This window comes from Flavobacterium branchiophilum FL-15 (assembly GCF_000253275.1).
GTDB classification, from domain to species: domain Bacteria; phylum Bacteroidota; class Bacteroidia; order Flavobacteriales; family Flavobacteriaceae; genus Flavobacterium; species Flavobacterium branchiophilum.
In genome coordinates this window covers 308041-330506 of the sequence record NC_016001.1, presented here as the reverse complement: position 1 = coordinate 330506, position 22466 = coordinate 308041, and the positions used below count along the sequence as shown (strand labels likewise).

Annotated in this window: 24 protein-coding genes; 13 read left to right on the top strand and 11 right to left on the bottom strand. The window is 34.6% G+C overall.

The genetic code is table 11. From position 1 onward, the window contains the following. The first annotated feature begins 156 nt into the window (after positions 1–156). Both FBFL15_RS01485 and feoB read left to right on the top strand, forming a co-directional pair. A complete protein-coding gene (locus tag FBFL15_RS01485; RefSeq protein ID WP_014082906.1) occupies positions 157–402 on the top strand; it encodes a FeoA family protein in 246 nt (81 codons plus the stop codon). After that, positions 395–2497, top strand: a complete 2103-nt coding sequence (feoB, locus tag FBFL15_RS01480; protein ID WP_014082905.1) for a ferrous iron transport protein B — start codon at positions 395–397, stop codon at positions 2495–2497. Before FBFL15_RS01485 ends, feoB begins: the two co-directional genes overlap by 8 nt. 120 nt (positions 2498–2617) lie before the next feature. On the opposite strand, the gene hemW is transcribed toward feoB, so the two are convergent. The 7 genes from hemW to pdxA form a co-directional block, all read right to left on the bottom strand. Next, positions 2618–3745, bottom strand: a complete 1128-nt coding sequence (gene hemW, locus FBFL15_RS01475; protein ID WP_014082904.1) for a radical SAM family heme chaperone HemW — start codon at positions 3743–3745, stop codon at positions 2618–2620. Between the two features lie 72 nt (positions 3746–3817). Then, positions 3818–5164 (bottom strand): acetyl-CoA carboxylase biotin carboxylase subunit, encoded by a 1347-nt coding sequence (gene accC / locus FBFL15_RS01470; RefSeq protein WP_014082903.1) that lies wholly within the window; start codon positions 5162–5164, stop codon positions 3818–3820. 84 nt (positions 5165–5248) lie between these two features. Then, complete coding sequence (gene accB / locus FBFL15_RS01465; RefSeq protein WP_014082902.1) at positions 5249–5734, bottom strand: acetyl-CoA carboxylase biotin carboxyl carrier protein; 486 nt, start codon at positions 5732–5734, stop codon at positions 5249–5251. 25 nt (positions 5735–5759) lie between these two features. Continuing rightward, positions 5760–6758, bottom strand: a complete 999-nt coding sequence (locus tag FBFL15_RS01460; protein ID WP_014082901.1) for a beta-ketoacyl-ACP synthase III — start codon at positions 6756–6758, stop codon at positions 5760–5762. Between the two features lie 418 nt (positions 6759–7176). Further along, the gene (gene rpmF / locus FBFL15_RS01455; protein WP_014082900.1) at positions 7177–7374 is read right to left on the bottom strand and encodes a 50S ribosomal protein L32; all 198 of its coding nucleotides are present in this window, start codon (positions 7372–7374) and stop codon (positions 7177–7179) included. A gap of 9 nt (positions 7375–7383) precedes the next feature. After that, a complete protein-coding gene (locus FBFL15_RS01450; RefSeq protein WP_014082899.1) occupies positions 7384–7926 on the bottom strand; it encodes a YceD family protein in 543 nt (180 codons plus the stop codon). 80 nt (positions 7927–8006) lie between these two features. Beyond that, positions 8007–9068 (bottom strand): 4-hydroxythreonine-4-phosphate dehydrogenase PdxA, encoded by a 1062-nt coding sequence (pdxA, locus tag FBFL15_RS01445; RefSeq protein WP_014082898.1) that lies wholly within the window; start codon positions 9066–9068, stop codon positions 8007–8009. A 188-nt stretch (positions 9069–9256) separates the two neighbouring features. Between pdxA and FBFL15_RS01440 the strand changes: the two genes are divergently transcribed. From FBFL15_RS01440 to FBFL15_RS01390, 10 genes are all read left to right on the top strand, one after another. Further along, positions 9257–9853: a riboflavin synthase gene (locus FBFL15_RS01440; protein WP_014082897.1), complete on the top strand. Its 597-nt coding sequence runs from the start codon at positions 9257–9259 to the stop codon at positions 9851–9853. A gap of 28 nt (positions 9854–9881) precedes the next feature. Continuing rightward, on the top strand, positions 9882–10985 hold the full coding sequence (locus tag FBFL15_RS01435) for a helix-turn-helix domain-containing protein (RefSeq protein ID WP_014082896.1): 1104 nt from the start codon (positions 9882–9884) through the stop codon (positions 10983–10985). Between the two features lie 291 nt (positions 10986–11276). Beyond that, positions 11277–11882, top strand: a complete 606-nt coding sequence (locus FBFL15_RS01430) for a Riean_0653 family protein (protein WP_014082895.1) — start codon at positions 11277–11279, stop codon at positions 11880–11882. An 87-nt stretch (positions 11883–11969) separates the two neighbouring features. Beyond that, positions 11970–12377 carry a hypothetical protein gene (locus FBFL15_RS01425; protein WP_014082894.1) on the top strand — a complete coding sequence of 136 codons (408 nt, stop codon included), beginning with the start codon at positions 11970–11972 and terminating at the stop codon, positions 12375–12377. 156 nt (positions 12378–12533) lie between these two features. After that, positions 12534–13145 (top strand): Riean_0653 family protein, encoded by a 612-nt coding sequence (locus FBFL15_RS01420; protein ID WP_014082893.1) that lies wholly within the window; start codon positions 12534–12536, stop codon positions 13143–13145. An 88-nt stretch (positions 13146–13233) separates the two neighbouring features. Beyond that, positions 13234–13641, top strand: a complete 408-nt coding sequence (locus tag FBFL15_RS01415; RefSeq protein WP_014082892.1) for a hypothetical protein — start codon at positions 13234–13236, stop codon at positions 13639–13641. 156 nt (positions 13642–13797) lie between these two features. Continuing rightward, positions 13798–14403, top strand: a complete 606-nt coding sequence (locus FBFL15_RS01410; RefSeq protein WP_014082891.1) for a Riean_0653 family protein — start codon at positions 13798–13800, stop codon at positions 14401–14403. Between the two features lie 87 nt (positions 14404–14490). Beyond that, positions 14491–17691: an alpha/beta hydrolase gene (locus FBFL15_RS01405; RefSeq protein ID WP_014082890.1), complete on the top strand. Its 3201-nt coding sequence runs from the start codon at positions 14491–14493 to the stop codon at positions 17689–17691. A 52-nt stretch (positions 17692–17743) separates the two neighbouring features. Then, positions 17744–18379 (top strand): outer membrane beta-barrel protein, encoded by a 636-nt coding sequence (locus tag FBFL15_RS01400; RefSeq protein WP_014082889.1) that lies wholly within the window; start codon positions 17744–17746, stop codon positions 18377–18379. A gap of 355 nt (positions 18380–18734) precedes the next feature. After that, the gene (locus tag FBFL15_RS01390) at positions 18735–19208 is read left to right on the top strand and encodes a hypothetical protein (RefSeq protein ID WP_014082888.1); all 474 of its coding nucleotides are present in this window, start codon (positions 18735–18737) and stop codon (positions 19206–19208) included. Positions 19209–19550: 342 nt separating this feature from the next. On the opposite strand, the gene FBFL15_RS01385 is transcribed toward FBFL15_RS01390, so the two are convergent. After that, positions 19551–20153, bottom strand: a complete 603-nt coding sequence (locus FBFL15_RS01385; protein ID WP_014082887.1) for a DUF4254 domain-containing protein — start codon at positions 20151–20153, stop codon at positions 19551–19553. An 86-nt stretch (positions 20154–20239) separates the two neighbouring features. On the opposite strand from FBFL15_RS01385, the gene upp reads away from it, so the two are divergent. Further along, on the top strand, positions 20240–20887 hold the full coding sequence (gene upp / locus FBFL15_RS01380; RefSeq protein WP_014082886.1) for a uracil phosphoribosyltransferase: 648 nt from the start codon (positions 20240–20242) through the stop codon (positions 20885–20887). Between the two features lie 86 nt (positions 20888–20973). Here the strand turns inward: upp and rimM are convergent, their stop codons facing one another. The 3 genes from rimM to FBFL15_RS01365 form a co-directional block, all read right to left on the bottom strand. Further along, the gene (gene rimM, locus FBFL15_RS01375; protein ID WP_014082885.1) at positions 20974–21498 is read right to left on the bottom strand and encodes a ribosome maturation factor RimM; all 525 of its coding nucleotides are present in this window, start codon (positions 21496–21498) and stop codon (positions 20974–20976) included. 19 nt (positions 21499–21517) lie between these two features. Next, positions 21518–22054, bottom strand: coding sequence for a 30S ribosomal protein S16 (locus tag FBFL15_RS01370; RefSeq protein ID WP_014082884.1), 537 nt, complete (start codon positions 22052–22054; stop codon positions 21518–21520). An 86-nt stretch (positions 22055–22140) separates the two neighbouring features. After that, positions 22141–22464, bottom strand: coding sequence for an MGMT family protein (locus FBFL15_RS01365; protein WP_014082883.1), 324 nt, complete (start codon positions 22462–22464; stop codon positions 22141–22143). Positions 22465–22466 lie beyond the last annotated feature (2 nt).

Sequence of the window (22466 nt, the reverse complement as noted above, 5' to 3'; positions counted from 1 at the left end):
TTTTTGTATTACAAATAAATTCAAAATTAAAAACATGTTTGAAGTAAAATAGGGATGATTTCCATACCCGTAACGCAATCAATAATCCTGATAAATATCATGTTTGGTAAATTAAAAATGATTATTTTTGCAATCTTAATTCAATCTAAATAAGTTTTGAAAACAACCCTTGCACAACTCAAAAAAGGTAGCCAAGCCATCATCAAAGATTTTGATGTTGAGGCAATTCCATTAAAATTGCTCGAAATGGGGTGTTTGCCTGGCAATGTAGTAGAACTCCTTCAGGTGGCTCCATTTGGCGACCCATTGTATTTGAATATTAATGGTTCGTATTTGGCCATTAGGATTGAAACGGCTAAAGAAATTGAAATAACCCTTTTAGAGGATACCCAAAATGTCTAAACAAAATATCAACATAGCGCTAATAGGCAACCCAAATGTTGGAAAAACGTCTGTATTTAATTTGCTTACTGGTTTAAACCAACAAGTAGGAAACTACCCAGGAATTACTGTCGAAAAAAAATTAGGTTTTTGCAATTTGCCACACAACATCAAGGCAAACATATTGGACTTACCAGGTACATATAGCCTCAATGCTAGCTCTGTTGATGAAAATGTTGTAATCGAATTGTTGTTAAATAAAAACGATAAACTCTTTCCAGATGTCATCCTTGTTGTGGCAGATGTAGAAAATTTGAAACGCAATTTATTACTTTTTACTCAAATCAAAGATCTTGAAATCCCAACTGTTTTAGTAATCAATATGATTGATAGAATGGATACAAAAGGCATTTCGTTGGACATTCCATTTTTAGAAAAATACCTTCAAACCAAAATTGTTTTGGTAAGCTCAAGAAAAAATATTGGAATTGAGGATCTAAAAAACACCATTACACAATACAAAAATATACCCACCACACCTTGTTTGAATGCTTCGTGTATTGATCAAGCTTATTTTGGCCAATTACAAAAAACGTTTCCAAATCAATCGTTATACAAATTGTGGCTTCTGATTACTCAAGATGTAAATTTTGTGAATTTGAATCGGAAATCGTTTGAAGCAAAATCTTTTACAAAAAGCCATTCGGAACTCAAGCGGTTACAACAAAAAGAAACCATCAAAAGGTACCAATTTATCAATGAAACCCTAAAAAAAGGCCTATCGATTGATCATGAAATGGCTAAAGATTACCGAAGCCGTTTAGACAAAATATTAACCCATACCATTTTTGGTTACCTCCTATTTTTCATTATTTTGTTTGGCATATTTCAATCTATATTTGAATGGTCAAAAATTCCGATGGATTTGATAGACGACACTTTTGCACAATTCAGTACTTATTTAAGTCAAAATTTGCCAAAAGGTAGTTTTAGCAATTTAATTTCTCAAGGAATTATTCCAGGTATAGGCGGTATTTTAATATTTATACCACAAATAGCTTTTTTATTTTTATTTATATCTATACTCGAAGAAAGTGGTTATATGAGCAGGGTAGTGTTTTTAATGGACAAAATCATGCGTAGGTTTGGGCTTTCTGGTAAAAGTGTGGTACCGCTCATTTCGGGTACTGCATGTGCCATACCTGCCATTATGGCAACCCGCAATATCGAAAATTGGAAAGAACGATTGATAACCATTTTGGTAACTCCTTTTACTACTTGCTCGGCCCGATTGCCCGTATATGCAATTATTATTGGACTTGTTATTCCTGACAAAAGGGTTTTTGGCATTGTAAACCTACAAGGACTTACACTCATGTTTTTGTACCTTATTGGATTTGGAATGGCTTTGTTTTCTGCATTTATATTAAATAAGGTATTGGATTTAAAATGCAAAACATTTTTTATAGTCGAAATGCCCAATTACAAACTGCCATTACTTAAAAATGTTACCCTTAATGTGTTTGAAAAAACCAAAGCTTTTGTATCTGGAGCAGGAAAAATTATTTTATCTATTTCCGTAATATTATGGTTTTTGGCTTCCTATAGCCCAACAGAATCCTTTGATAATGCCGAAAAAATAATTCTTCAAAATCCTGAAAACAAACACCTTACACCTAATCAACTCAACAATAAAATCACCTCATTTAAGCTTGAAAATTCTTATATAGGCATTATGGGCAAAGCCCTCGAACCAGTGATTTCTCCACTTGGCTACGATTGGAAAATTGGGGTTGCCATTATCAGTTCGTTTGCAGCAAGAGAGGTTTTTGTTGGTACATTAGCAACTATTTATAGTGTTGGCGAAACAGACAATAACGACACCATAAAAAATAAAATGAAACAAGAAATCAATCCAATGACGGGGAAACAAACTTTTAATTTGGCATCGGGCATGTCTTTATTATTGTTTTATGCCTTTGCCATGCAGTGTGCCAGCACCATAGCTATTACCAAAAAAGAAACCAATTCCTGGAAATGGACCTTGATTCAGTTAACATTTATGACTAGTTTGGCTTATTTTTTAGCTTTATTAACATTTCAAATTTTAAAATAAAATGATTCAGGATATATTATCGTTCGCTACTTTGGGGCTAGCACTTTATGCTTTGTTTCATAAGTTTTTTCCTAAAAATAAAAAAAACAATAAAAATTGTGGAGATGATTGCAATTGTCATTAATTGATTTTAAACAAATCACTAGCAATACCATCGCACAAAAACTTACCTTTGGTAGTGGTTTTCAATACATTATTTTCAATTACAAGCAGCTGATTTTGAATAAATTTTAAAGCTCGTTTTTGTAAATAGGCAAGCATTTGCTTACCAAATTTGCGTTCAACTTCTATAAAATCAACGCCCCAAATGGTTCGCAATCCCGTCATTATATATTCGTTGTATAGGTCGGTTATACTTAATGCTTCTATTTCGGAAGGCAATTTGTTTTGCTCTAAAGATTTGATATACAAATTGTTGTTTGATACATTCCATGACCTAGAAGTGCCGTCGAAACTGTGAGCTGAAGGGCCAAATCCTAAATATTTTTTACCTAACCAATATGCCGAATTGTTTTGAGAAAAATAATTAGGTTTACCAAAATTAGATAGCTCATAATGAATAAATCCGTTTTGAGTCAGCTGTTCAACCAAAATTTGAAAATGATCAGAAGCCAACTCGTCGTTCAGAGGTGGTAAAACTGCTTTTTGTATCAAATGATGAAGCATTGTTTTGGGTTCTACGGTAAGCGCATAACTTGAAATATGTGGAATACCTAAATGTATTGCCGTTTGAATGTTGTGCAACCATTTTTGAGCCGACATGTTTGGAATCCCATAAATCAAGTCGATAGAAATGTTATCAAAATACTGCGTAGCCAATTGCAAACCCTTTAGGGCCTCGGAGGCAGAATGTGCCCTATTCATCATGGTCAAATCATCGTCAAAAAAAGATTGCACCCCAATACTCAAACGGTTGATGCCCAAATGCAAATATTGTTTTAATTTTTCGGCTGTCAAATCGTCGGGGTTGGCCTCAAGTGTAATTTCTGGTTGAGGCACCACTTCATACTGTTTTTTGATTTGATCTAAAATATATTCCAATTCCTTAATGGTAAGCAAACTTGGGGTACCACCTCCAAAATAAATTGTTGATACAGCTGTATTTTGAAATTCATTTTTTCGTAATTCGAGTTCTCTACCTAAAGCAGTTACCCAATTGGATTGATGCTTGAGAACTGTCGAAAAATGAAAATCACAATAATGACAAGCCTGTTTACAAAAAGGAATATGCAAGTAAATACCACTCATGTTGAAGGATAAAAAAATAGCGGCTCCATTTTCATTTTGCCGCTTTTTTGTTTGTATTGATGTCTATTAAAATTATTCAGGATCATTCATTTTAAATGATTCCATAAATGCCGTGGTATAATTACCCGCAACATATTGTTCGTTTTCCATCAACTGACGGTGAAAGGGTATCGTTGTTTTTACGCCTTCAATTACAAATTCGTCCAATGCTCGTTTCATTTTTGCAATAGCCTCTTCGCGAGTTTGAGCTGTAGTAATAAGCTTTGCAATCATGGAATCGTAGTTAGGCGGAATAGAATAGCCCGCATATACATGAGTATCCAAACGCACACCATGACCGCCTGGCGAGTGCAAAACTGTAATTTTGCCCGGCGAAGGTCTGAAATCGTTATAAGGATCTTCGGCATTGATACGACATTCGATAGAATGTAGTATTGGAAAATAATTTTTTCCTGAAATAGGAATACCAGCAGCCACCATAATTTGTTCTCTAATCAGGTCATAGTCAATAACTTGTTCAGTAATTGGATGTTCAACCTGAATACGAGTGTTCATTTCCATAAAATAGAAATTTCGGTGTTTATCTACTAAAAATTCAACTGTTCCAGCACCTTCATATTTGATATATTCTGCAGCTTTTACAGCAGCTTCTCCCATTTTGTTTCGGAGTTCGTCTGTCATAAAAGGCGAAGGAGTTTCCTCGGTAAGTTTTTGATGGCGGCGTTGCACAGAACAATCTCTTTCAGACAAATGACAGGCCTTTCCATAAGCATCACCCACAATTTGTATTTCGATATGTCGAGGTTCTTCAATCAATTTTTCAAGATACATGCCATCGTTGCCAAAGGCTGCAGCCGATTCTTGTCGGGCTCCTTCCCAGGCTTTGAGTAAATCTTCTTGTTTCCAAACGGCTCTCATTCCTTTACCACCACCACCTGCAGTAGCTTTTAGCATGACCGGGTAGCCAAACTCGGAGGCCAATTGTTCGGCTTGTTCATACGATTCTAAAATCCCAACAGAACCTGGTACACAAGGCACACCCGCTTCTATCATGGTGGCTTTTGCAGAGGCTTTATCGCCCATTCTGTCTATCATTTCTGGAGATGCACCAATAAATTTGATACCATGTTCCTGACAAATTTTTGAGAACTTGGCATTTTCAGAAAGAAAACCATATCCAGGATGGATGGCATCGGCATTAGTTATTTCGGCAGCTGCAATGATATTTGACATTTTTAAATAAGACAAATTGCTGGGCGGAGGCCCAATGCAAACTGCCTCGTCTGCAAATTTTACGTGCAAACTTTCAGCATCGGCAGTAGAATATACTGCAACGGTTTTGATACCCATTTCTCTACAAGTTCTAATTACTCGCAAAGCAATTTCGCCTCTATTGGCTATCAGTATTTTTTTAAACATAGTTTTTAAATTATGAGTTATGAGCAATTAAGATATAAGTTATAAATGGTTTGAAACAATTCATAATTTATTATTCATAATTACTTATGATGGATCTACTAAAAACAATGGTTGATCAAATTCTACAGGCGACATATCGTCCACCAATATTTTTACTATTTTACCAGAAATTTCAGATTCAATTTCGTTAAAAAGCTTCATGGCTTCAATTACACAAAGCACGTCCCCTTTGGCAATAGTTGCCCCAACTTCTGTAAATACAGGTTTGTCTGGAGCTGGTTTGCGGTAAAAAGTTCCAATCATTGGCGATTTTACAGTTACATATTTGTTGCTTTCTGGAGCTACTGGAGCAACACTTTCTGGAGCTACTGCTGGTGCCGCAATTTGTTGAGGAACGGTAGCCTGAATCACATTTTGGGCAGGCATTTGTTGCACATAAGTTACATCTGAACTGTTGTTTTCTAACGTGGTTCTGATGGTAATTTTCACATCGCCTGTTTCTAATTTTACTTCTGCAACGCCCGAGTTTGCTACAAATTTTATCAGGTTTTGAATTTCTTTAATATCCATAATCAAATTGGTTTAAGTTTATAGTTTATTGTTTCGTGTAGGCCCATTTCAAATAAATAGAACCCCATGTAAATCCGCCACCAAAGGCAGCAAAAATAATATTATCTCCTTTTTTTAATAAATGTTCAAAATCGTTTAATAGTAGTGGCAAAGTGGCCGAAGTTGTGTTGCCATAGCGTTGGATGTTCATCAAAACCTTGTCGTCTTCTAGGTTGATTCTGCTTGAGGTAGCATCTATGATTCGTTTGTTGGCTTGATGGGCTACTAACCAATTGATGTCTTCATTTGTTAGTTGATTGCGTTGCATGATTTTTTCACTAACGTCTGCCATGCCCGAAACGGCATATTTGTACACTGTTTTTCCGTCCTGAAAAACGTAATGTTGTTTATTGGCAACCGTTTCCTCACTTGGAGGGAGAATTGATCCACCAGCCTCTATTTTTAGAAATTCTCTACCTATACCGTCGCTTTTCAAAATTTCGTCTTGAAGTCCAAGTCCATCAGTATTGGGTTCAAACAAAACAGCACCAGCACCGTCTCCAAAAATTATACATGTAGCACGATCAGTATAATCGATAATAGACGACATTTTGTCGGCACCAATAAGCAATACTTTTTTGTATTTGCCAGATTGGATATATGCAGAAGCCGTGGACATTCCAAATAAAAATCCAGAACAAGCGGCTTGCATATCAAACGCAAAAGCATTTGTTGCTCCAATTTGACTGGCTACATACACTGCAGTAGCAGCAACTGGCAAATCGGGAGTGGCAGTAGCCACTATTACTACATCAATTTCTAGGGGGTCTATTTGCCCTTTGGTTAGTAAATCTTGGGCTGCTTTGATGGCCAAATAGGAGGTTCCTTGTCCTTCTTCTTTTAGCAATCGTCTTTCTTTGATACCTGTTCGGCTGGTAATCCATTCGTCGTTGGTATCTACTAGTGTTTCTAATACGGCATTAGATAACACATAATCAGGAACATATCCTCCAACGGCAGTAATGGCGGCAGTAATTTTATTCATATTTGTAAAATTATATTTATCTTAATAAGCTTATACTTTCGGTTTGAATGTTACTAGGCATTTTGGTTAAACAAAAAGCCTTCTTTTTAAACCGTTTGTATATTGAAATTATTTTTAAATAGTTTTGATGCATTACGTTATTTTTTAATAACAAAACATTACACTTCATGTCCATTTGATATTTAAAAAAGAAAAAAAATAATTCTGTTTCGTTTATAAATAAAAAACATGCCTCAATCTCTAAACAATGCTAAATGTAACTACTCCTTTATAATTTCCTAATATTTAGAAAAGCGGTGTAAATTACAAAAAATAATTGACACCCAACCGAAATAAAAATTATTTTTGTCGGCAAACTTTAAGTCCATAAAAAAAACTCTCACATCGTGAGAGTTTGATTAACTTATACTATAAATTATTACGCAAGCGCAACAGAAGATTTATCAATAACTACTTGACCTCTGTAATACATTTTGCCTTCGTGCCAGTAGGCTCTGTGATACAAATGTGCTTCGCCAGTTACTGGGCAAGTAGCAATTTGAGCAACAGTTGCTTTATAATGAGTTCTTCTTTTGTCTCTTCTTGTTTTGGAAATCTTTCTCTTTGGATGTGCCATTTTACTATATTATTTATCCGTTAATAGTTGTTTTAATTTGTCCCATCGTGGGTCAATATTATCTTGTTCTTCAATCTCTTGTTTCAATTCTTCAACTTGCAGTGTTTTCCATTTGTTTAAGGCTTCAGATTCTAGTGAGCCATCAATGACGCCTGGATGTATGCGTTTTAGGGGTACCGACAATACAATCATTTCATAAATATATTGAGCAATGTCTATTTGATGTTCTGCATAAGGCAATACCAACAATTCTTCATTGTCGTTATTAAACGCTTCACCAAACTGTACTACCAATCTAATTTTACCTTTTATTGGCAATTCAAACGACTCGCTTGTGATATCGCAAGGAACTGTTACCGTGCCTTTGTGTTTGAAATGCAATTCGAGCATCGTACTTTTTTTTTCTAAAACTACTGCTACTTTGATGTTGGCATTTTCATATTCGTCAAAATCAAAGTTATCAAAGAACGCTTTATTTATTTGATATTCAAACTGATGTTTTCCTAACTTCAATCCTATGAAAGGGATTAAAAATTCTTTTAATTGTTTCATGATACATCATTTTGCCCTAATACTTTGGGAGTGCAAAGATATAAAAATTTTAGATAATCAAAACTCTAAGCCCTTTTTTTTTATCTATTATTTCGTTCTTCTGGTTTTTCTTTGATTTTCATAGGGTTTTGGCTGATTTCGTGGTACAGATTTCTGGCCTGAAACACATCTAATGCCAAATACACGGCTTCTCTGAAAGAGTTAAAATCGGCAATGCCTTTGCCCGCAATTTCATAGGCCGTGCCGTGGTCTGGCGAGGTACGAATTTTATGAAGCCCAGCCGTAAAATTGACTCCTTTGCCAAACGCTAATGTTTTGAAAGGTATCAATCCTTGATCGTGATAAACAGCCACAACGGCATCATATTTTTCGTATTGATTAGAACCAAAAAAACCATCGGCTGCATAAGGGCCAAAAGCCATAATCCCTTGGTCAAATAATTTTTTTAAAGTGGGTCTGATAATGTTGTCGTCTTCTGTTCCTATAACACCGCCATCGCCTGCATGAGGATTGATTCCTAACACTGCTATTTTAGGTTTTATTATACTAAAATCTTGAATCAAACATTGGTTGATGGTTTTAATTTTTTCGATAATCAATTCTGGTGTCAAATGTTTTGACACCTCGCTTACAGGAATATGGTCTGTTAGCAAACCTACCCGTAGCTGGTCCTGAACCATAAGCATCAGGGCATTGCCTTCTAACTCTTGGTTCAAATAATCGGTGTGGCCTGGAAACTGAAAATCTTCCGATTGGATGTTGTATTTGTTGATTGGTGCTGTTACTAGCACATCTATGGCCCCATTTTGCAAGGCTTGTGTTGCGGCTACAAACGACTTTATGGCATATTTGCCAACCGTTTCGTCATTTGTTCCAAAGTTCAAATTGACACCTTCTTTCCAAACATTGAGCACATTTATTTTTCCTAAAACAATTTGATCCAAATGATCGATGCCTTGAATCATACTGTTGCTACCAATTATTTTTTTGACAAATGAAATTATTTTGACATTTGCAAAAATAACGGGAGTACACATTTCTAACATGCGATTGTCTTCAAATGTTTTTAAAACCACTTCGCTTCCAATACCGTTTAAATCTCCGATAGAAATTCCAACAATAATATTTTCTGCATTTTTCATGAACTTATTTTTTTATAGATTTGAATGATTGTTATGTTATGGCAACTTTTTTTGAGGCTCAATAAGCTACTTTTTGGGGCTTTTGTTTGATTCTGATTTCAAAAACCATTTGTTTATTGTACTTTTGATGTGGACTTCAAATTTTAATTGCTACTTTTGGGGGCAAATTTAAGAAAAATAAAACAATTATGTTTACAGGAATTATAGAAACCATTGGTAAAATTGCAGATATTGTAACGGAAGGTGATAATTGTCATTTTTGGATGCAATCAACAATAACCTCAGAATTGAAAATTGATCAAAGTGTGGCCCATAACGGCGTATGTTTGACGGTAGTTGAAATTATAAACAATACCTACAAAGTTACTGCTATAAAAGAAACTTTACTTAAAACTTCATTGTCTGAATGGTGTATTGGCGACGAAATAAACCTTGAACGAGCCATGAAATTGGGTGATCGATTAGACGGGCATTTGGTTCAGGGGCATGTCGATCAAACGGGCAAGTGTGTGAGCATTACGTCGAGTAACGGAAGTTGGTATTTTTCGTTTGAATATGACCAGGCCTTGCACAACATAACCATCGAAAAAGGGTCTATTACTGTAAACGGTGTAAGTTTGACGGTGGTAGGTTCAAAACCAAATGGTTTTAGTGTGGCCATCATCCCCTATACGTATGAACACACCAATTTCAAACATTTTACAATTGGCACAACCATCAATTTAGAGTTTGACGTGATAGGTAAATATGTGGCCCGTTTGTATGGTGTACAAGGGTCTAAATAGCATTTGCATTTTTTTTTGAATTAGGATAATGATAGCAGAAATATTTAAAATAGCCCTATTTATTGGGGTATTTATTGGGGTGTGCTTTATCATTTACACCAATTTTTCGCCACATCGAAAAGATAAATCTATTATTTATCTGAACTTTTTTGTGCTTTTTTTTACGATCAACAACCTACAAATTACGCTGGCAGATTACCATTATATTTCGCTTAATTTTTTTGAACGAAAAATGCTATTGCCTTTTTATGTATTGATTATTCCTTCTTTTTACACATTTGTAGTACATTACATCAAAATCGAAAAGCAAATTCAATCTTTTGTGGGTATCTCGTTAATGTTGTTTGCCGCAGAAATTGCCCTACGATTGGTATTGTATCCTTTTTATCATCATGAAAACAACAATTTTATTGTAGCTCAATATGCACAAATAGAGGAAATTATCAACGTTGGGTACACCCTTTTTCTATATATCAAACTGATTTATATTTTTTTGCCACAATCCAAAATACCCGAAAACATTGCCAGTTATGACAACATGCAGTGGCTCAAAAAATTTTTTGGGTTTGGCTTGGTGATTTTGGTTTTTTGGATTGTGGCCATCATTTTCAATCTCCGAAATGTGATAAGTCCCAATATACCAATATATTACCCATTGCGGTTGTCGTCTGTATGGATTATTTTTTGGGTGGCTTATCACGGTTTTTTCAAATACAATTTGCTAACCGAACGGATAGAATTACGAAAAATAATTCAAATCAAAATTCCAAGTAGTGTGCCTCCAAAACCGGCATTGGACCTCCAATTTGCTGAAATCGAACAGCATATCAAAGCACATCACGGCTATTTGAGTCCCAAATTTACGCTGGTACAATTGTCCGAATCAATGAATATGAGCGACAGAAAAATATCTAAAATTTTAAAGAATAATTTAAAAAATAATTTTACAGATTACATCAATGAATTGAGGGTACAAAAAGCCATCGAGATATTGAAAGACAAACAATACGAAGATTATACCATAGCGGCTATTGGACTAGAATGTGGATTCAATTCCAAATCTAGTTTTTATAGGGCTTTTCTTAAACATACTCAAAGTACTCCCACCGACTATCGGAACAAAAACTGTTAAACTTTGTCCCAAATTCTGTAAATGTGTCCCAAATTCCGTAAAAATGCAGAATTTGGGACACTTTATTTTAAGCGAACGCTACTTTTGTTGCCAAGAATCAGTGCATCACAACTATTTTGAAAATGACTCATAACAACAAAGCCGTATTTTAAAAAAAATAAAACTCAAACAAAAATAACAGCACAAACAACCACAGGAATTATAAAAAGTAAAAAAATGGATTCTTCCTAAAAAAGTGATAATTACCAAAATGATTTATCACTATTCAAATTAATTTTAATTCTAAAAAAAATGAAAAAACAAATTTTAACTCTTGTAGCAACATTGTTGCTATTCAGTTGCTCCAAAGACTCCGCACCCGAAACCCCAGCCGACACCCTACCTCCTGCCACAACAACAGGAGCAAATACTGCTGGGTGTTATATCAATGGTAAACTTTTAATTCCTAAAAATGGTTCGCCAAGTTTTTCAGGAACACCATACGGTTTAAAATATTATTATGGTGGTAATTTCTGGCCGAACAAAAATGATTATTGGCAGTTACAAATTTCTAATAACAAAGACTCAAATAATAATTTTGGAGTAGTTTTATGGATAAAAAATATGTCAACTGGCAATGGTGATTATTTAGTTGGGCAATCCAATGGAGAATTATACTCTTTAGGTCCAAACAACAATCAAATATTTGCAGGGATAACTGAAAATGGTGTAAATAAAACATATTGGTCTGGTCAAAATGCAGGTATTATAAAAATTACCCGTTCTGATTTAGGAGTTGGAATTTCAATTTATTCTGGAACATTTAATTGCACACTTTACAATAAAGATAATCCAACAGAAATAATACAAATTACTGATGGAAGATTTGACTTTAATTCATTAACACTAAATCATTAAAAAAAAGAGGCGATTGCCGTCGCCTCTCAATTACAATTAAACAATAAAAATTGACAAAAAAATTATTAATTTAATCTTTACAAAACTATGAAAAAAATTTTCATTACAGTATTGCTGTTTTTTGCAATAGGCAAAACCACAGCCCAAAACGGCTCAACAATTACCGCAATCGAAGAGCATCCCAATTGGCCCGTGATGCTTTCTAACCTCAACCAATCTCAAATTACAGCTGGTTTTTTGTATAACAAAACCGCAATGTTTTCTAATTTGTATGATTTTAATAGAGGCAATTACAACCTCTCTCATGCAGACCACGCAATTGGGAACAAACTATTTTCGATTTTTGGAACAAAAACTGTTAAACTTTGTCCCAAATTCTGTAAATGTGTCCCAAATTCCGTAAAAATGCAGAATTTGGGACACTTTATTTTAAGCGAACGCTACTTTTGTTGCCAAGAAACAGTGCATCATAACTATTTTGAAAATGACTCATAACAACAAAGCAGTATTTTAAAAAAAATAAAACTCAAACAAAAATGACAACCCAAACAACCACAGGAATTATAAAAAGTAAAAAAATGGATTCCTCTTAAAAAATGATAAACACCAAAATGATTTATTTCAATTCAAATTAATTTTAATTCTAAAAAAATGAAAAAACTATTTTTAGCTCTTTTAGCAACATTGTTACTTGTAGGCTGCTCCAAAGACGATGTTCAAACTGAAGCATCAAAACTACCACCCGAAACCCAGATGGGAGCCAACACCTTTGGTGTTACCATAAACGGCAAGGTGTACATCCCAAGAGATCCAACTGGTACGCTTACTGGCCCTTCTGGGCATGGTTTAGTTTATACTGGAAGTAGCACACTACCATGGAGTGAAATTGTTGTTAAAGATGGCAAAAGTGCTGTCGGATTTCAAATGACAATTCATTTCAAAGAACTTTTAGTAAATGCAATTGGTATTTACCCTTTATTTAATAGCAATTTTCATGACGGCATTGATAGTGCTTTAATTGATCATATTTATTTTAAGATATGGGATGCTAATATATCAAACTATGCTTATTACGGTTCAATTGTAAATCAAGGAGAAATTAAGATAACCCGATTTAATGGTAGTTTAACTGGAAATTGGATTTTATCTGGAAATTTCAAAGGTAAGTTTGTTCGCTATGACAATCCTAATGATTTTATAACAATTACCGACGGAAGGTTTGACTTAAACTTGAACACACTCCCAAATGCAACATTTCCTTAAATAAAAAAGGGTACTACGCCAAATAGTACCCAATAATTAAACAATAAAAATTCACTAAAAAATTCACTAATTTAATCTTTACAAAACTATGAAAAAAATTTTCATTACAGTATTGCTGTTTTTTGCAGTAGGCAAAATCACAGCCCAAAACGGTTCAACAATTACCGCAATCGAAGAGCATCCCAATTGGCCCGTGATGCTTTCTAACCTCAACCAATCAGAAATTACAGCTGGTTTTTTGTATAACAAAACCGCAATGTTTTCTAATTTGTATGATTTTAATAGAGGAAATTACAACCTCTCTCATGCAGACCACGCAATTGGTAACAAACTATTTTCGATTTTTGGAACAAAAACTGTTAAACTTTGTCCCAAATTCTGTAAATGTGTCCCAAATTCCGTAAAAATGCAGAATTTGGGACACTTTATTTTAAGCGAACGCTACTTTTGTTGCCAAGAATCAGTGCATCAAAACTATTTTGAAAATGACTCATAACAACAAAGCCATATTTTAAAAAATTAAACTCAAACAAAAATGACAACCCAAACAACCACAGGAATTATAAAAAGTAAAAAAATGGATTCTTCCTAAAAAAATGATGATTACCAAAATTATTTATTTCAATTCAAATTAATTTTAATTCTAAAAAAAATGAAAAAACAAATTTTAACTCTTGTAGCAACATTGTTGCTATTCAGTTGCTCAAAAGACTCCGCACCCGAAACCCCAGCCGACACCCTACCTCCTGCCACAACAACAGGAGCAAATACTGCTGGGTGTTATATCAATGGTAAACTTTTAATTCCTAAAAATGGAAGTCAAGCTATTGGAGGGTCGCCACTTTATGGTTTAAAATTAAATGCGGGCGGAAATTTTCACCCACCGACTATTGGAGGCGATTATTGGCAATTAGAAATTGCCAATAAAAAAGATATTAATGGTGCCGGTATTATTTTATGGATAAAAAACATGTCGACTGGCAATGGTGGTTATATTGTTGGACAATCAAATGGCGAATTATATTCGTATGGTCCAAATAATAATCAAATTATTGCAGGTATATCAGAAAATGGGATAAATAAAACTTACTGGTCCGCAGCCAATGCTGGAACAATAGTAATTTCTCGATTTGATTATCCAAATGGTAATTATTCTGGCACATTTAACTGCACTTTGTATAACAAAGACAATCCATCAGAAACAATACAAGTTACGGATGGTAGATTTGATATAAATCTAGCCACACTAAATCATTAAAATAAAGAGGCGATTGCCGTCGCCTCTCAATTACAATTAAACAATAAAAATTGACAAAAAAATTATTAATTTAATCTTTACAAAAGTATGAAAAATTTATTTATCAGTATTTTGTGCTTCATTAGCACAATACTATTTGCACAAGAAAAAGAGCCAATTGCTCCAAAAGATTACACGGTTGCTATGGACAGTCTTTTAAAATTTGTAAAAAAAGACCAAATCAAAACAGGATTGCTCTACGATAGAGTAGTTGCCAATGCCAATTTATTAGAGTTCAATAATAAAGAAAGAAAACAATCATCTTCTTACTGGCATTATATCCAAGCATTATCAGAAGTTCATCGTTCCAGTCTTGACCCAAAAAATAAAATGCAATATGAAATAGTTGAGTATTTAAGACACAAAAACGACAATGTTATAAACATTTCCTACATTAACACTTCTGTAGATTATATTGATTACGGCACAAAAGAACAGCCAAACCTCATTTTTAAAGATGGCTATTTTTATAATGTTGAAGACCGCAATCCTTTCAAACAAAAACAGGTTACAGTGGTTGGTGTTATTGCCGAAAACATTAATTTTCAAGAGGTGAAAATTGTGTTAAACCAAGATATGCTCTATCAAGATGATAGCAATCCTATCAAAAATTTGACTGCCATTATCAACGGAGCAGAAATAAAATTGGTTTCCAATTTCGAAAACTCAAAAGAAGCAACGGGCTATACATTTGTAGGCAACGAAAAAGAAATTTTGTTTAAAATTGAGTTTAAAAACGAAACCAAAATACAAACAAGTGCCACTATTATGGTCAGTTTGCCACAAACAACCAGTTCAGACCCCTGCTATGTGGAAGATTTTATAGGTGCATCGGGTATTGATCACAATTCATTCGAAAATACTGACAATTTTCAGGGCTACAACGAAAGCACACCAATAAAAGGGGTTTTAGAATACCGAACCTATTTTAATAAAGTTACAAATACCTGCAACACAAAAAAAATAAACAAACCCGTAATTATCTTGGATGGTTTTGATCCAGGAGATGGAAGAAAAATTCATGATGGTAGTAATGGATATAATAGAGATAAATCTAGTTTATACGAATTAATGGCATTTGATCATGATAATAATATTGCCACACCAACTAAAAATTTTGTTGATGATATACTTGTTCCCCAAGGCTTCGATGTTACCCTCGTCAATTTTCCACAGAATAAAATGATAGACCCAGTAAATCCTACTTCGCAAGTATGGGTGCAAACAGGACCTTTTTGGTTTATGGGTCATTGGACAACCGTTACAAACTATAAATACATCATCGACGGCGGTGCCGATTTTATAGAACGAAACGCAATGGCACTTGTTGCATTACTAAAAAGAGAAAATGCAAAGTTAGTGGCAAACGGCAGTACCGAACAAATAACCCTAATCGGACCAAGCATGGGTGGTTTAATTTCCCGCTATGCACTGGCATATATGGAGAAAAACAATATACCTCACAATGTAAAACTCTGGGTGTCTTTTGATAGCCCGCATCTTGGAGCAAATATTCCTATTGCTACTCAAGCCCAGTTATTGTTTTTGGGCACAATTGGAGAATCAGCAGAGGCATTAGAAAAATACAAATCAAACCTACAATCGCCAGCCGCAAGACAAATGTTGATAGAGCAAGTTGACAATTATCCAAGCCCAACAAGCATGTGGAGCAACAACAGCAAAAACAACAACCATCCTTTTAGACAACAGTTTTTACAAAATCAAATTTCAAATAGTATCTCAAACTCTAATGGTTTTCCAACAAGTATGAGAAAAATTTCTTTGATAAACGGAACTACAAATGGTTTAAAAACAAATGCTGAAGGACAACTTGTTTATGATGTAGCGGTTTTTGGTAGTGCCAATCTTAAGGGATTTTATAATGTTGATAGAAACCAAGCAACACCAGGCAATTCAGTAACGACTTTTGAAGGTAGATATACAAAAAAAATACTATGTGGCATTCCATTTACAAACATGACATATTTATGTGGATTGGTCATTATTGATGCTTGGCGAAACGATGTAAACATCAATCCACGAGGCTGTATGGATGTAGTGCCTGGTGGTACTTTTAATACAGTTGGCATTATTAAAAAGTCAATAGACGAGAACCCAGACATTCAAGAAAACAGAGTGGAAAACAGAATGTATATTCCAAACCACGCCTTTATCCCAACCGTTAGTTCATTAGCTTTCAAAAACCCAAATTTCGATTGGTCAACACCTTTAAACAGAAATTTAGTGTGTAACCCAGCCAACAAAGAAATCGTTTTTGATAGTTATTTTTCACCATCAAAAAACGAAGAACACGTTGCGCTAACAAAAGAAAGCGTTGATTGGTTGTTGACTGAAATTCAAGGAAACCAACAAGCACCTTATTTTCCAATTCCCGCAAATGCTTTGTCTGGACCTTCGGCAATGTGTATAAACACAACAGCTACTTTTACGTATGACATTTGCAAAATACCAAGTGCTGTTTCAAATTGGGCTGTAACACCCGATTTACAAATTATCAGTTCTGATAATTACAGTATTACTGTCAAAGCATTATTTACAAATCCGTCTAGTAGCATCACAGCAACATTTAGCAATGGTCTTACTAACGTGAGGTCAATCATACTAGGAACGTTGCAACCTACTATAAATGGTTGTTATGATTCTGGTAGTATAGATGCTACTTGTGCTTTGAGTGGTGGTGCAAATAATAATTATTTGAGTTATAATTTGAGTGCCAATTTGGGTAATTATACACCAATCAATTCCGACTGGCAGTGGGAAAAAATATCGGGCAATTTTTTCTTTAATGGATCAAACGGTTACACTGCAACAGCTGCTACTGGCTCGCAAGCAAACCTTTATGTAACGGGAGCAAACCCAACAAACAATCCTTTGAAATTCAGATGTAGAGTAAAATCAAACAACTGTTGGAGTGCATGGAAAAATTTTAGTTGGACGGACGGTACCACGCTGCCACCCGCAGGTCCTGTGATGGTCAATTTTTATCAAATTACACCAATTCCTGTTTCAAGTACATTGGTGTTTTCTTTAAAAAATGCTAGTTTATATCCTTCAACAACAAGTCCTATAATTGCACGGATTTACAATCAATCTGGAATGCTTTTTGGGACTAAGACTATTAGTGGTAATCCAAGCATTCATGATATTTCAAACCTGCCGTCAGGATATTATATCGCTAAAATTACTTATGATAATTTTTATCAAGACATCAATTTCACAAAACAATAAACTAAAATAACGAGCCGTTTGTATAAAAACGGCTTTTTTTAAATCAGTCAAAATGCTTATAAAAAAAACACTCTTGTTATCGCTATGCATCACTGGAACTTTATCCACGGCACAAAACAAAAAAACAGTTATCAATCCAAAGGGGCAATGGTATTTTGGTATAGAAATGGGTAGTAATACCATTTTAGGTTACAAATTAAATGAACCTAAAAATTCGTTTCAATCGGGAATCATTTCTGAATATTTTTTGAATGATAAATTCAGTATTACTGCACGATTTAAGTATATTAAAACAGGTGTTTCGTTTACAAATGGATACAAACCAGAATATGGTCATTTTGACGGAAGCGTAATTTGTATTCCTATAAATGCTCATTTTAACTTAAATTCTAATATTGATTCTAAATTTTATCCAAGTGCAAAACTTGGTTTAGCATGGAATCATGAAACAGAAAGCAATTATACATACACCAATGATTATGCAAAATCATATTTGAACATAAACTTAGGAATAGGTTTAAATTATATGATTGATAAAAAATATATCGTTTATACCGATGTTGAAGGATACTTTTTGGGGGGATACAAAGGGAGTAGCGAAACTTTTATTTTTAAAAGAAACTATTATACCCAAAATATATTAATCAATTTCGGAATAAAACGTGTTGTTTTTGGTAAAAAACAATAAAAATCTGTTTTTTGTTATTGCAATAGTGTTAAGCGAATGTGCTTTGTCCAAAAGTTTCGAGTTCCGTAGCAACGGTTATTATTATGAAGCCTATTTTAAATTGGATACCCTTTCAAATCATTGTGTGGCAAATGGGGTTTATAGTGGCAAATGGGAAAAAATCAACAATAAATAGGTTATTGACAGCGGAAGTATCATAGACCAAAATGAACAATTAAATTTGAACAACAACAAATTATATTATCGTTTTGATGGTTGGCATTTTACTTCAATGGGCATCAAATACCATTTTAAACATTAAATTCACACTATAAATTAGTACAAAAATTTTTTCGCAATTTTAAAAATTAAAACCATGATGAACATTTTTTTAAAAATTATTTTAGCACTACTCTTAACAACCCATGTTGTTTTTTCGCAACAAAAAGGGGTGCTTTTGTCGAGCAAAACAGACGACGAAACTGATTTTTTTAGAGCCAATAAAAGAGTAAAAATTACCACTGCAGACGGCAAAACATATAAAGGTCGTCTGGTAATTATAGACGACAGTACCATTGCTATTGATGGTATAAACATTCCTATAGAGTCGATTTCAAAAATCAGAAGTATGTCCTTAACTTCGGCCCTACTCTCTGGAATTTACCTAGTTGTTGGCACGGTTGTCTTTGTTACGGGTATTGCAGTTGGTGGTTATGGGCTGTTATTAGTACCGCCAGGCATTGTATTAGCAGGCATTGGAGTGTTAATACCCGCTATTGGCAACAATCATAAAAAGTATAAATGGGATTACAAAATAGTTCCCAATGAGCCACTCCCCGACTCGATTTGATTGTTTAAGGGTACGTTTGTATAAAAATTCATACAAAAAGTTAGATACTGAATTAATACCCAATAGCGGTATAAAATAGGCTGAATGTTATTATTACCGCATTTTGCGTTAGGGATAGCAGTGGAAATCCTTTTTTTGGGCGGGCACGGGCAGAAAAAGCCCGCACCCGCCCAAAAAAAGATTATTTCACAATATTATATTTCATTTGGAGTTCAATGAACGTTGTTTGGAACGAATAGCCCGACCCTTGGGGAACGCCCAAAAAAATAGTTGTTTTTGGCTTGTTGTTTTTTTTTTTAGAAATTGGTTCTAAAATAAAACCTGAAACCAACAAGCTATTGATTATTTATTTTGATATAAAATAGGATTCAACTCTTCGTCGTTGTACATTTTCATTTGTTTATATACCTTCATAAACTTGTCGCCATGTTCTATATCTTGCAACAAATCGTCTATGGCCAACGATAAATCTGTGCGTTGTTCTAGCAGAATATTGAGTTTGGCCTGACATTTGTCTTTGTGATCTGAAGTGGCGTTTGGACGGTTTACTTCTTCTTTCATGTGGTAGATTTTTAGGGCCAAAATGGACAATCTGTCAAAAGCCCATGCGGGACTTTCGGAATTGATTTTGGCATTGTTTTTTACCGCAACATGTTGGTATTTTTTCAAGAAATAACTGTCTATATATTCCACCATATCTGTTCGTTCCTGATTTGAAGCATCTATCCTGCGTTTGAGGGTTAGTGCTGCTACTGGATCGATATTGGGGTCTCTAATGATGTCTTCAAAATGCCACTGTACGGTGTCTATCCAATTTTTGTGGTATAATAAATGTTCAAAATCATTTTTGGAATAAGGGTTTTGAATGGGTTGATCGACATTGTCAAATTGATGATAATCTGCGATGCTTTGTTCGAAGATGCTATAAGCTAATTTAGAAAACATAATTTTTGATTTGAAATACAAATATAGTTTTATACTTTTGAAATCTCAATATTTTAGTTTATTTTTTTTAATATCAATAACAAATTATGCAAATCCATCATGTATCTACATCAAATAGTATTTTGAATCATTTTTTGAATCAAATTAGGAGTGTTGACGCACAAAAAGACCGTATGCGGTTTCGGCGAAATTTGGAACGAATTGGCGAAATAATGGCTTATGAAATAAGCAAAACACTCGATTTTGATCATTGTGAGGTAACAACGCCTTTGGGCATCAAAAGTAGTTATTTGATATCCAATGAAGTAGTGCTTTGCTCTATTTTGAGAGCGGGTTTGCCTTTGCATTTGGGTTTTTTGAATTATTTTGATGAAGCGGAGAATGGTTTTGTTGCTGCTTTTAGAAAACATGTTGGAGATGGTTTTGAGATAGAAGTTGGTTATGAAGCTATTCCAGATTTGGCACACAAAACACTACTTTTATTGGATCCGATGTTGGCCACAGGGCAGTCTATTGTTGCGGTTTTAAATCAGTTAAAGCTAATGGGCACACCTGACGAGATTCATATTGCAGTGGTGATTGCTGCACCTGAAGGGATAGCCTATCTGGAATCGGTGTTGCCAAGTCATGTTCATTTGTGGATTGCTTCTATCGACGATAAGTTGAACGACAAAAAGTACATTATTCCTGGATTGGGCGATGCGGGAGATTTGGCTTATGGCAGTAAGTTATAATGTGATGCAAATATAAAAGCGTGTTGAAATGGTATTGAACGGGGGGTGTTGATTATACCAAATATACATTTAAAATATATTTGGTATTACAAATACATTTCGACTAAGCCTTCGGGCAAGTTCATGATAATTTTTTTGTTTTCTCGATCGACTTGTACTAAAAAATGGTCGATTATGGGTACTAGAATTTCGATTTCGCCATTTAAAACTTCAAAAAGTGCTTGTGCAGTACTGTCGTTTACCGATTGGATAACGCCAAAAACTCCAAGTCGTTGGTCTTCGATTTCAAAACCAATTACTTCGTGAAAGTAAAATTGATTGCCCGATAATTTGGGCAACATTTGTAATGGCAAATAAACACCACAATTCATTATAGCATCGGCATCGGCTTCCGATTGTACGTCTTCAAACCGTACTCTTAAAAAATCGTTTTTGTATAAGGATGCGTTTTCAATAAAAAAAGGAACCAAGTGTTTGTTTAATTCAACAAACACTGATTCCAAATTTTCGTATAGCTCTGGCTCGTCTGTATCTAAATACATCAGAATTTCGCCTTTGAAACTAAATTTTTTAGCGATTTTACCTAAATAGAAACAATCTTCTTTACGCATAAGTCGCTTTTTTTTAAATTTATGCTTCAGTCGTTTCGTCAGTTGCTTCAGTAGCTGCTTCTTCAGTAGCTGCGGCTGCTTCTTGAGCGGCTGTTGCTGCTGCTGCTGCTTCTTGAGCTGCTGCAATACGTTTTGCATTTACTTCTTGTTCTGCTTTCAAAGCGGCTGCTTTTACAGCGGCTTGTTCTTTAGACAATCCGTCTTTTTTAGCATCTACTTTGCTGGCTTTTGCTTCTAACCATGCGGCTAATTTAGCTTCAGCTTGCTCTGCAGTAATAGCTCCTTTGCGAACTCCACCTTCTAAATGGTGTTTCAACAAGGCTCCTTTGTAAGACAAGATGGCTCTGGCAGTATCTGTTGGTTGTGCTCCGTTGAACAACCATTTTACTGCTGCATCTAAATCTAAATCAATTGTAGCTGGGTTAGTATTTGGATTGTAAGTACCAATTTTTTCTAGGTATTTACCATCTCTTTTTGAACGTGCATCTGCTGCAACAACCCAGTAAAAAGGTTTTCCTTTTTTTCCGTGTCTTTGTAATCTGATTTTTACTGACATAATCTTTATGGATTAAATTTTGAGGTACTCGACCTCGATTAATTAAGGTTGCAAATATAATATTTTTTATGATACAAAAATATTTTTTATTTGTCTATTTGTGGTTCCCAAAAAACGTTTTCAAAATCGACTATTTGATTGTTAACTACCTGAATGCCTTCGTTTTCCAAAAGTTGTTGCATCAAAAGTGTACCGTCAAAATGGTGTTTGCCTGTTAGCAAACCTTTTCTGTTTACTACTCGGTGTGCGGGTACATCTGCTAATTGATGTGAGGCATTCATGGCCCAACCTACCATTCGAGCCGATTTGGCCGCCCCAAGAACCTTGGCTATAGCACCATAAGTAGTTACCTTACCTTCTGGAATTTGTCTTACAACAATATATACTTTTTCAAAAAAATTAGCTTCCATTG

Coding starts and splice junctions, on each gene's coding strand:
- feoB (WP_014082905.1), top strand. CDS start 395: ATGTCTAAACAAAATATCAACATAGCGCTAATAGGCAACCCAAATGTT.
- hemW (WP_014082904.1), bottom strand. CDS start 3,745: ATGAGTGGTATTTACTTGCATATTCCTTTTTGTAAACAGGCTTGTCAT.
- accC (WP_014082903.1), bottom strand. CDS start 5,164: ATGTTTAAAAAAATACTGATAGCCAATAGAGGCGAAATTGCTTTGCGA.
- accB (WP_014082902.1), bottom strand. CDS start 5,734: ATGGATATTAAAGAAATTCAAAACCTGATAAAATTTGTAGCAAACTCG.
- FBFL15_RS01460 (WP_014082901.1), bottom strand. CDS start 6,758: ATGAATAAAATTACTGCCGCCATTACTGCCGTTGGAGGATATGTTCCT.
- rpmF (WP_014082900.1), bottom strand. CDS start 7,374: ATGGCACATCCAAAGAGAAAGATTTCCAAAACAAGAAGAGACAAAAGA.
- FBFL15_RS01450 (WP_014082899.1), bottom strand. CDS start 7,926: ATGAAACAATTAAAAGAATTTTTAATCCCTTTCATAGGATTGAAGTTA.
- pdxA (WP_014082898.1), bottom strand. CDS start 9,068: ATGAAAAATGCAGAAAATATTATTGTTGGAATTTCTATCGGAGATTTA.
- FBFL15_RS01440 (WP_014082897.1), top strand. CDS start 9,257: ATGTTTACAGGAATTATAGAAACCATTGGTAAAATTGCAGATATTGTA.
- FBFL15_RS01435 (WP_014082896.1), top strand. CDS start 9,882: ATGATAGCAGAAATATTTAAAATAGCCCTATTTATTGGGGTATTTATT.
- FBFL15_RS01430 (WP_014082895.1), top strand. CDS start 11,277: ATGAAAAAACAAATTTTAACTCTTGTAGCAACATTGTTGCTATTCAGT.
- FBFL15_RS01425 (WP_014082894.1), top strand. CDS start 11,970: ATGAAAAAAATTTTCATTACAGTATTGCTGTTTTTTGCAATAGGCAAA.
- FBFL15_RS01420 (WP_014082893.1), top strand. CDS start 12,534: ATGAAAAAACTATTTTTAGCTCTTTTAGCAACATTGTTACTTGTAGGC.
- FBFL15_RS01415 (WP_014082892.1), top strand. CDS start 13,234: ATGAAAAAAATTTTCATTACAGTATTGCTGTTTTTTGCAGTAGGCAAA.
- FBFL15_RS01410 (WP_014082891.1), top strand. CDS start 13,798: ATGAAAAAACAAATTTTAACTCTTGTAGCAACATTGTTGCTATTCAGT.
- FBFL15_RS01405 (WP_014082890.1), top strand. CDS start 14,491: ATGAAAAATTTATTTATCAGTATTTTGTGCTTCATTAGCACAATACTA.
- FBFL15_RS01400 (WP_014082889.1), top strand. CDS start 17,744: ATGCTTATAAAAAAAACACTCTTGTTATCGCTATGCATCACTGGAACT.
- FBFL15_RS01390 (WP_014082888.1), top strand. CDS start 18,735: ATGATGAACATTTTTTTAAAAATTATTTTAGCACTACTCTTAACAACC.
- FBFL15_RS01385 (WP_014082887.1), bottom strand. CDS start 20,153: ATGTTTTCTAAATTAGCTTATAGCATCTTCGAACAAAGCATCGCAGAT.
- upp (WP_014082886.1), top strand. CDS start 20,240: ATGCAAATCCATCATGTATCTACATCAAATAGTATTTTGAATCATTTT.
- rimM (WP_014082885.1), bottom strand. CDS start 21,498: ATGCGTAAAGAAGATTGTTTCTATTTAGGTAAAATCGCTAAAAAATTT.
- FBFL15_RS01370 (WP_014082884.1), bottom strand. CDS start 22,054: ATGTCAGTAAAAATCAGATTACAAAGACACGGAAAAAAAGGAAAACCT.
- FBFL15_RS01365 (WP_014082883.1), bottom strand. CDS start 22,464: ATGGAAGCTAATTTTTTTGAAAAAGTATATATTGTTGTAAGACAAATT.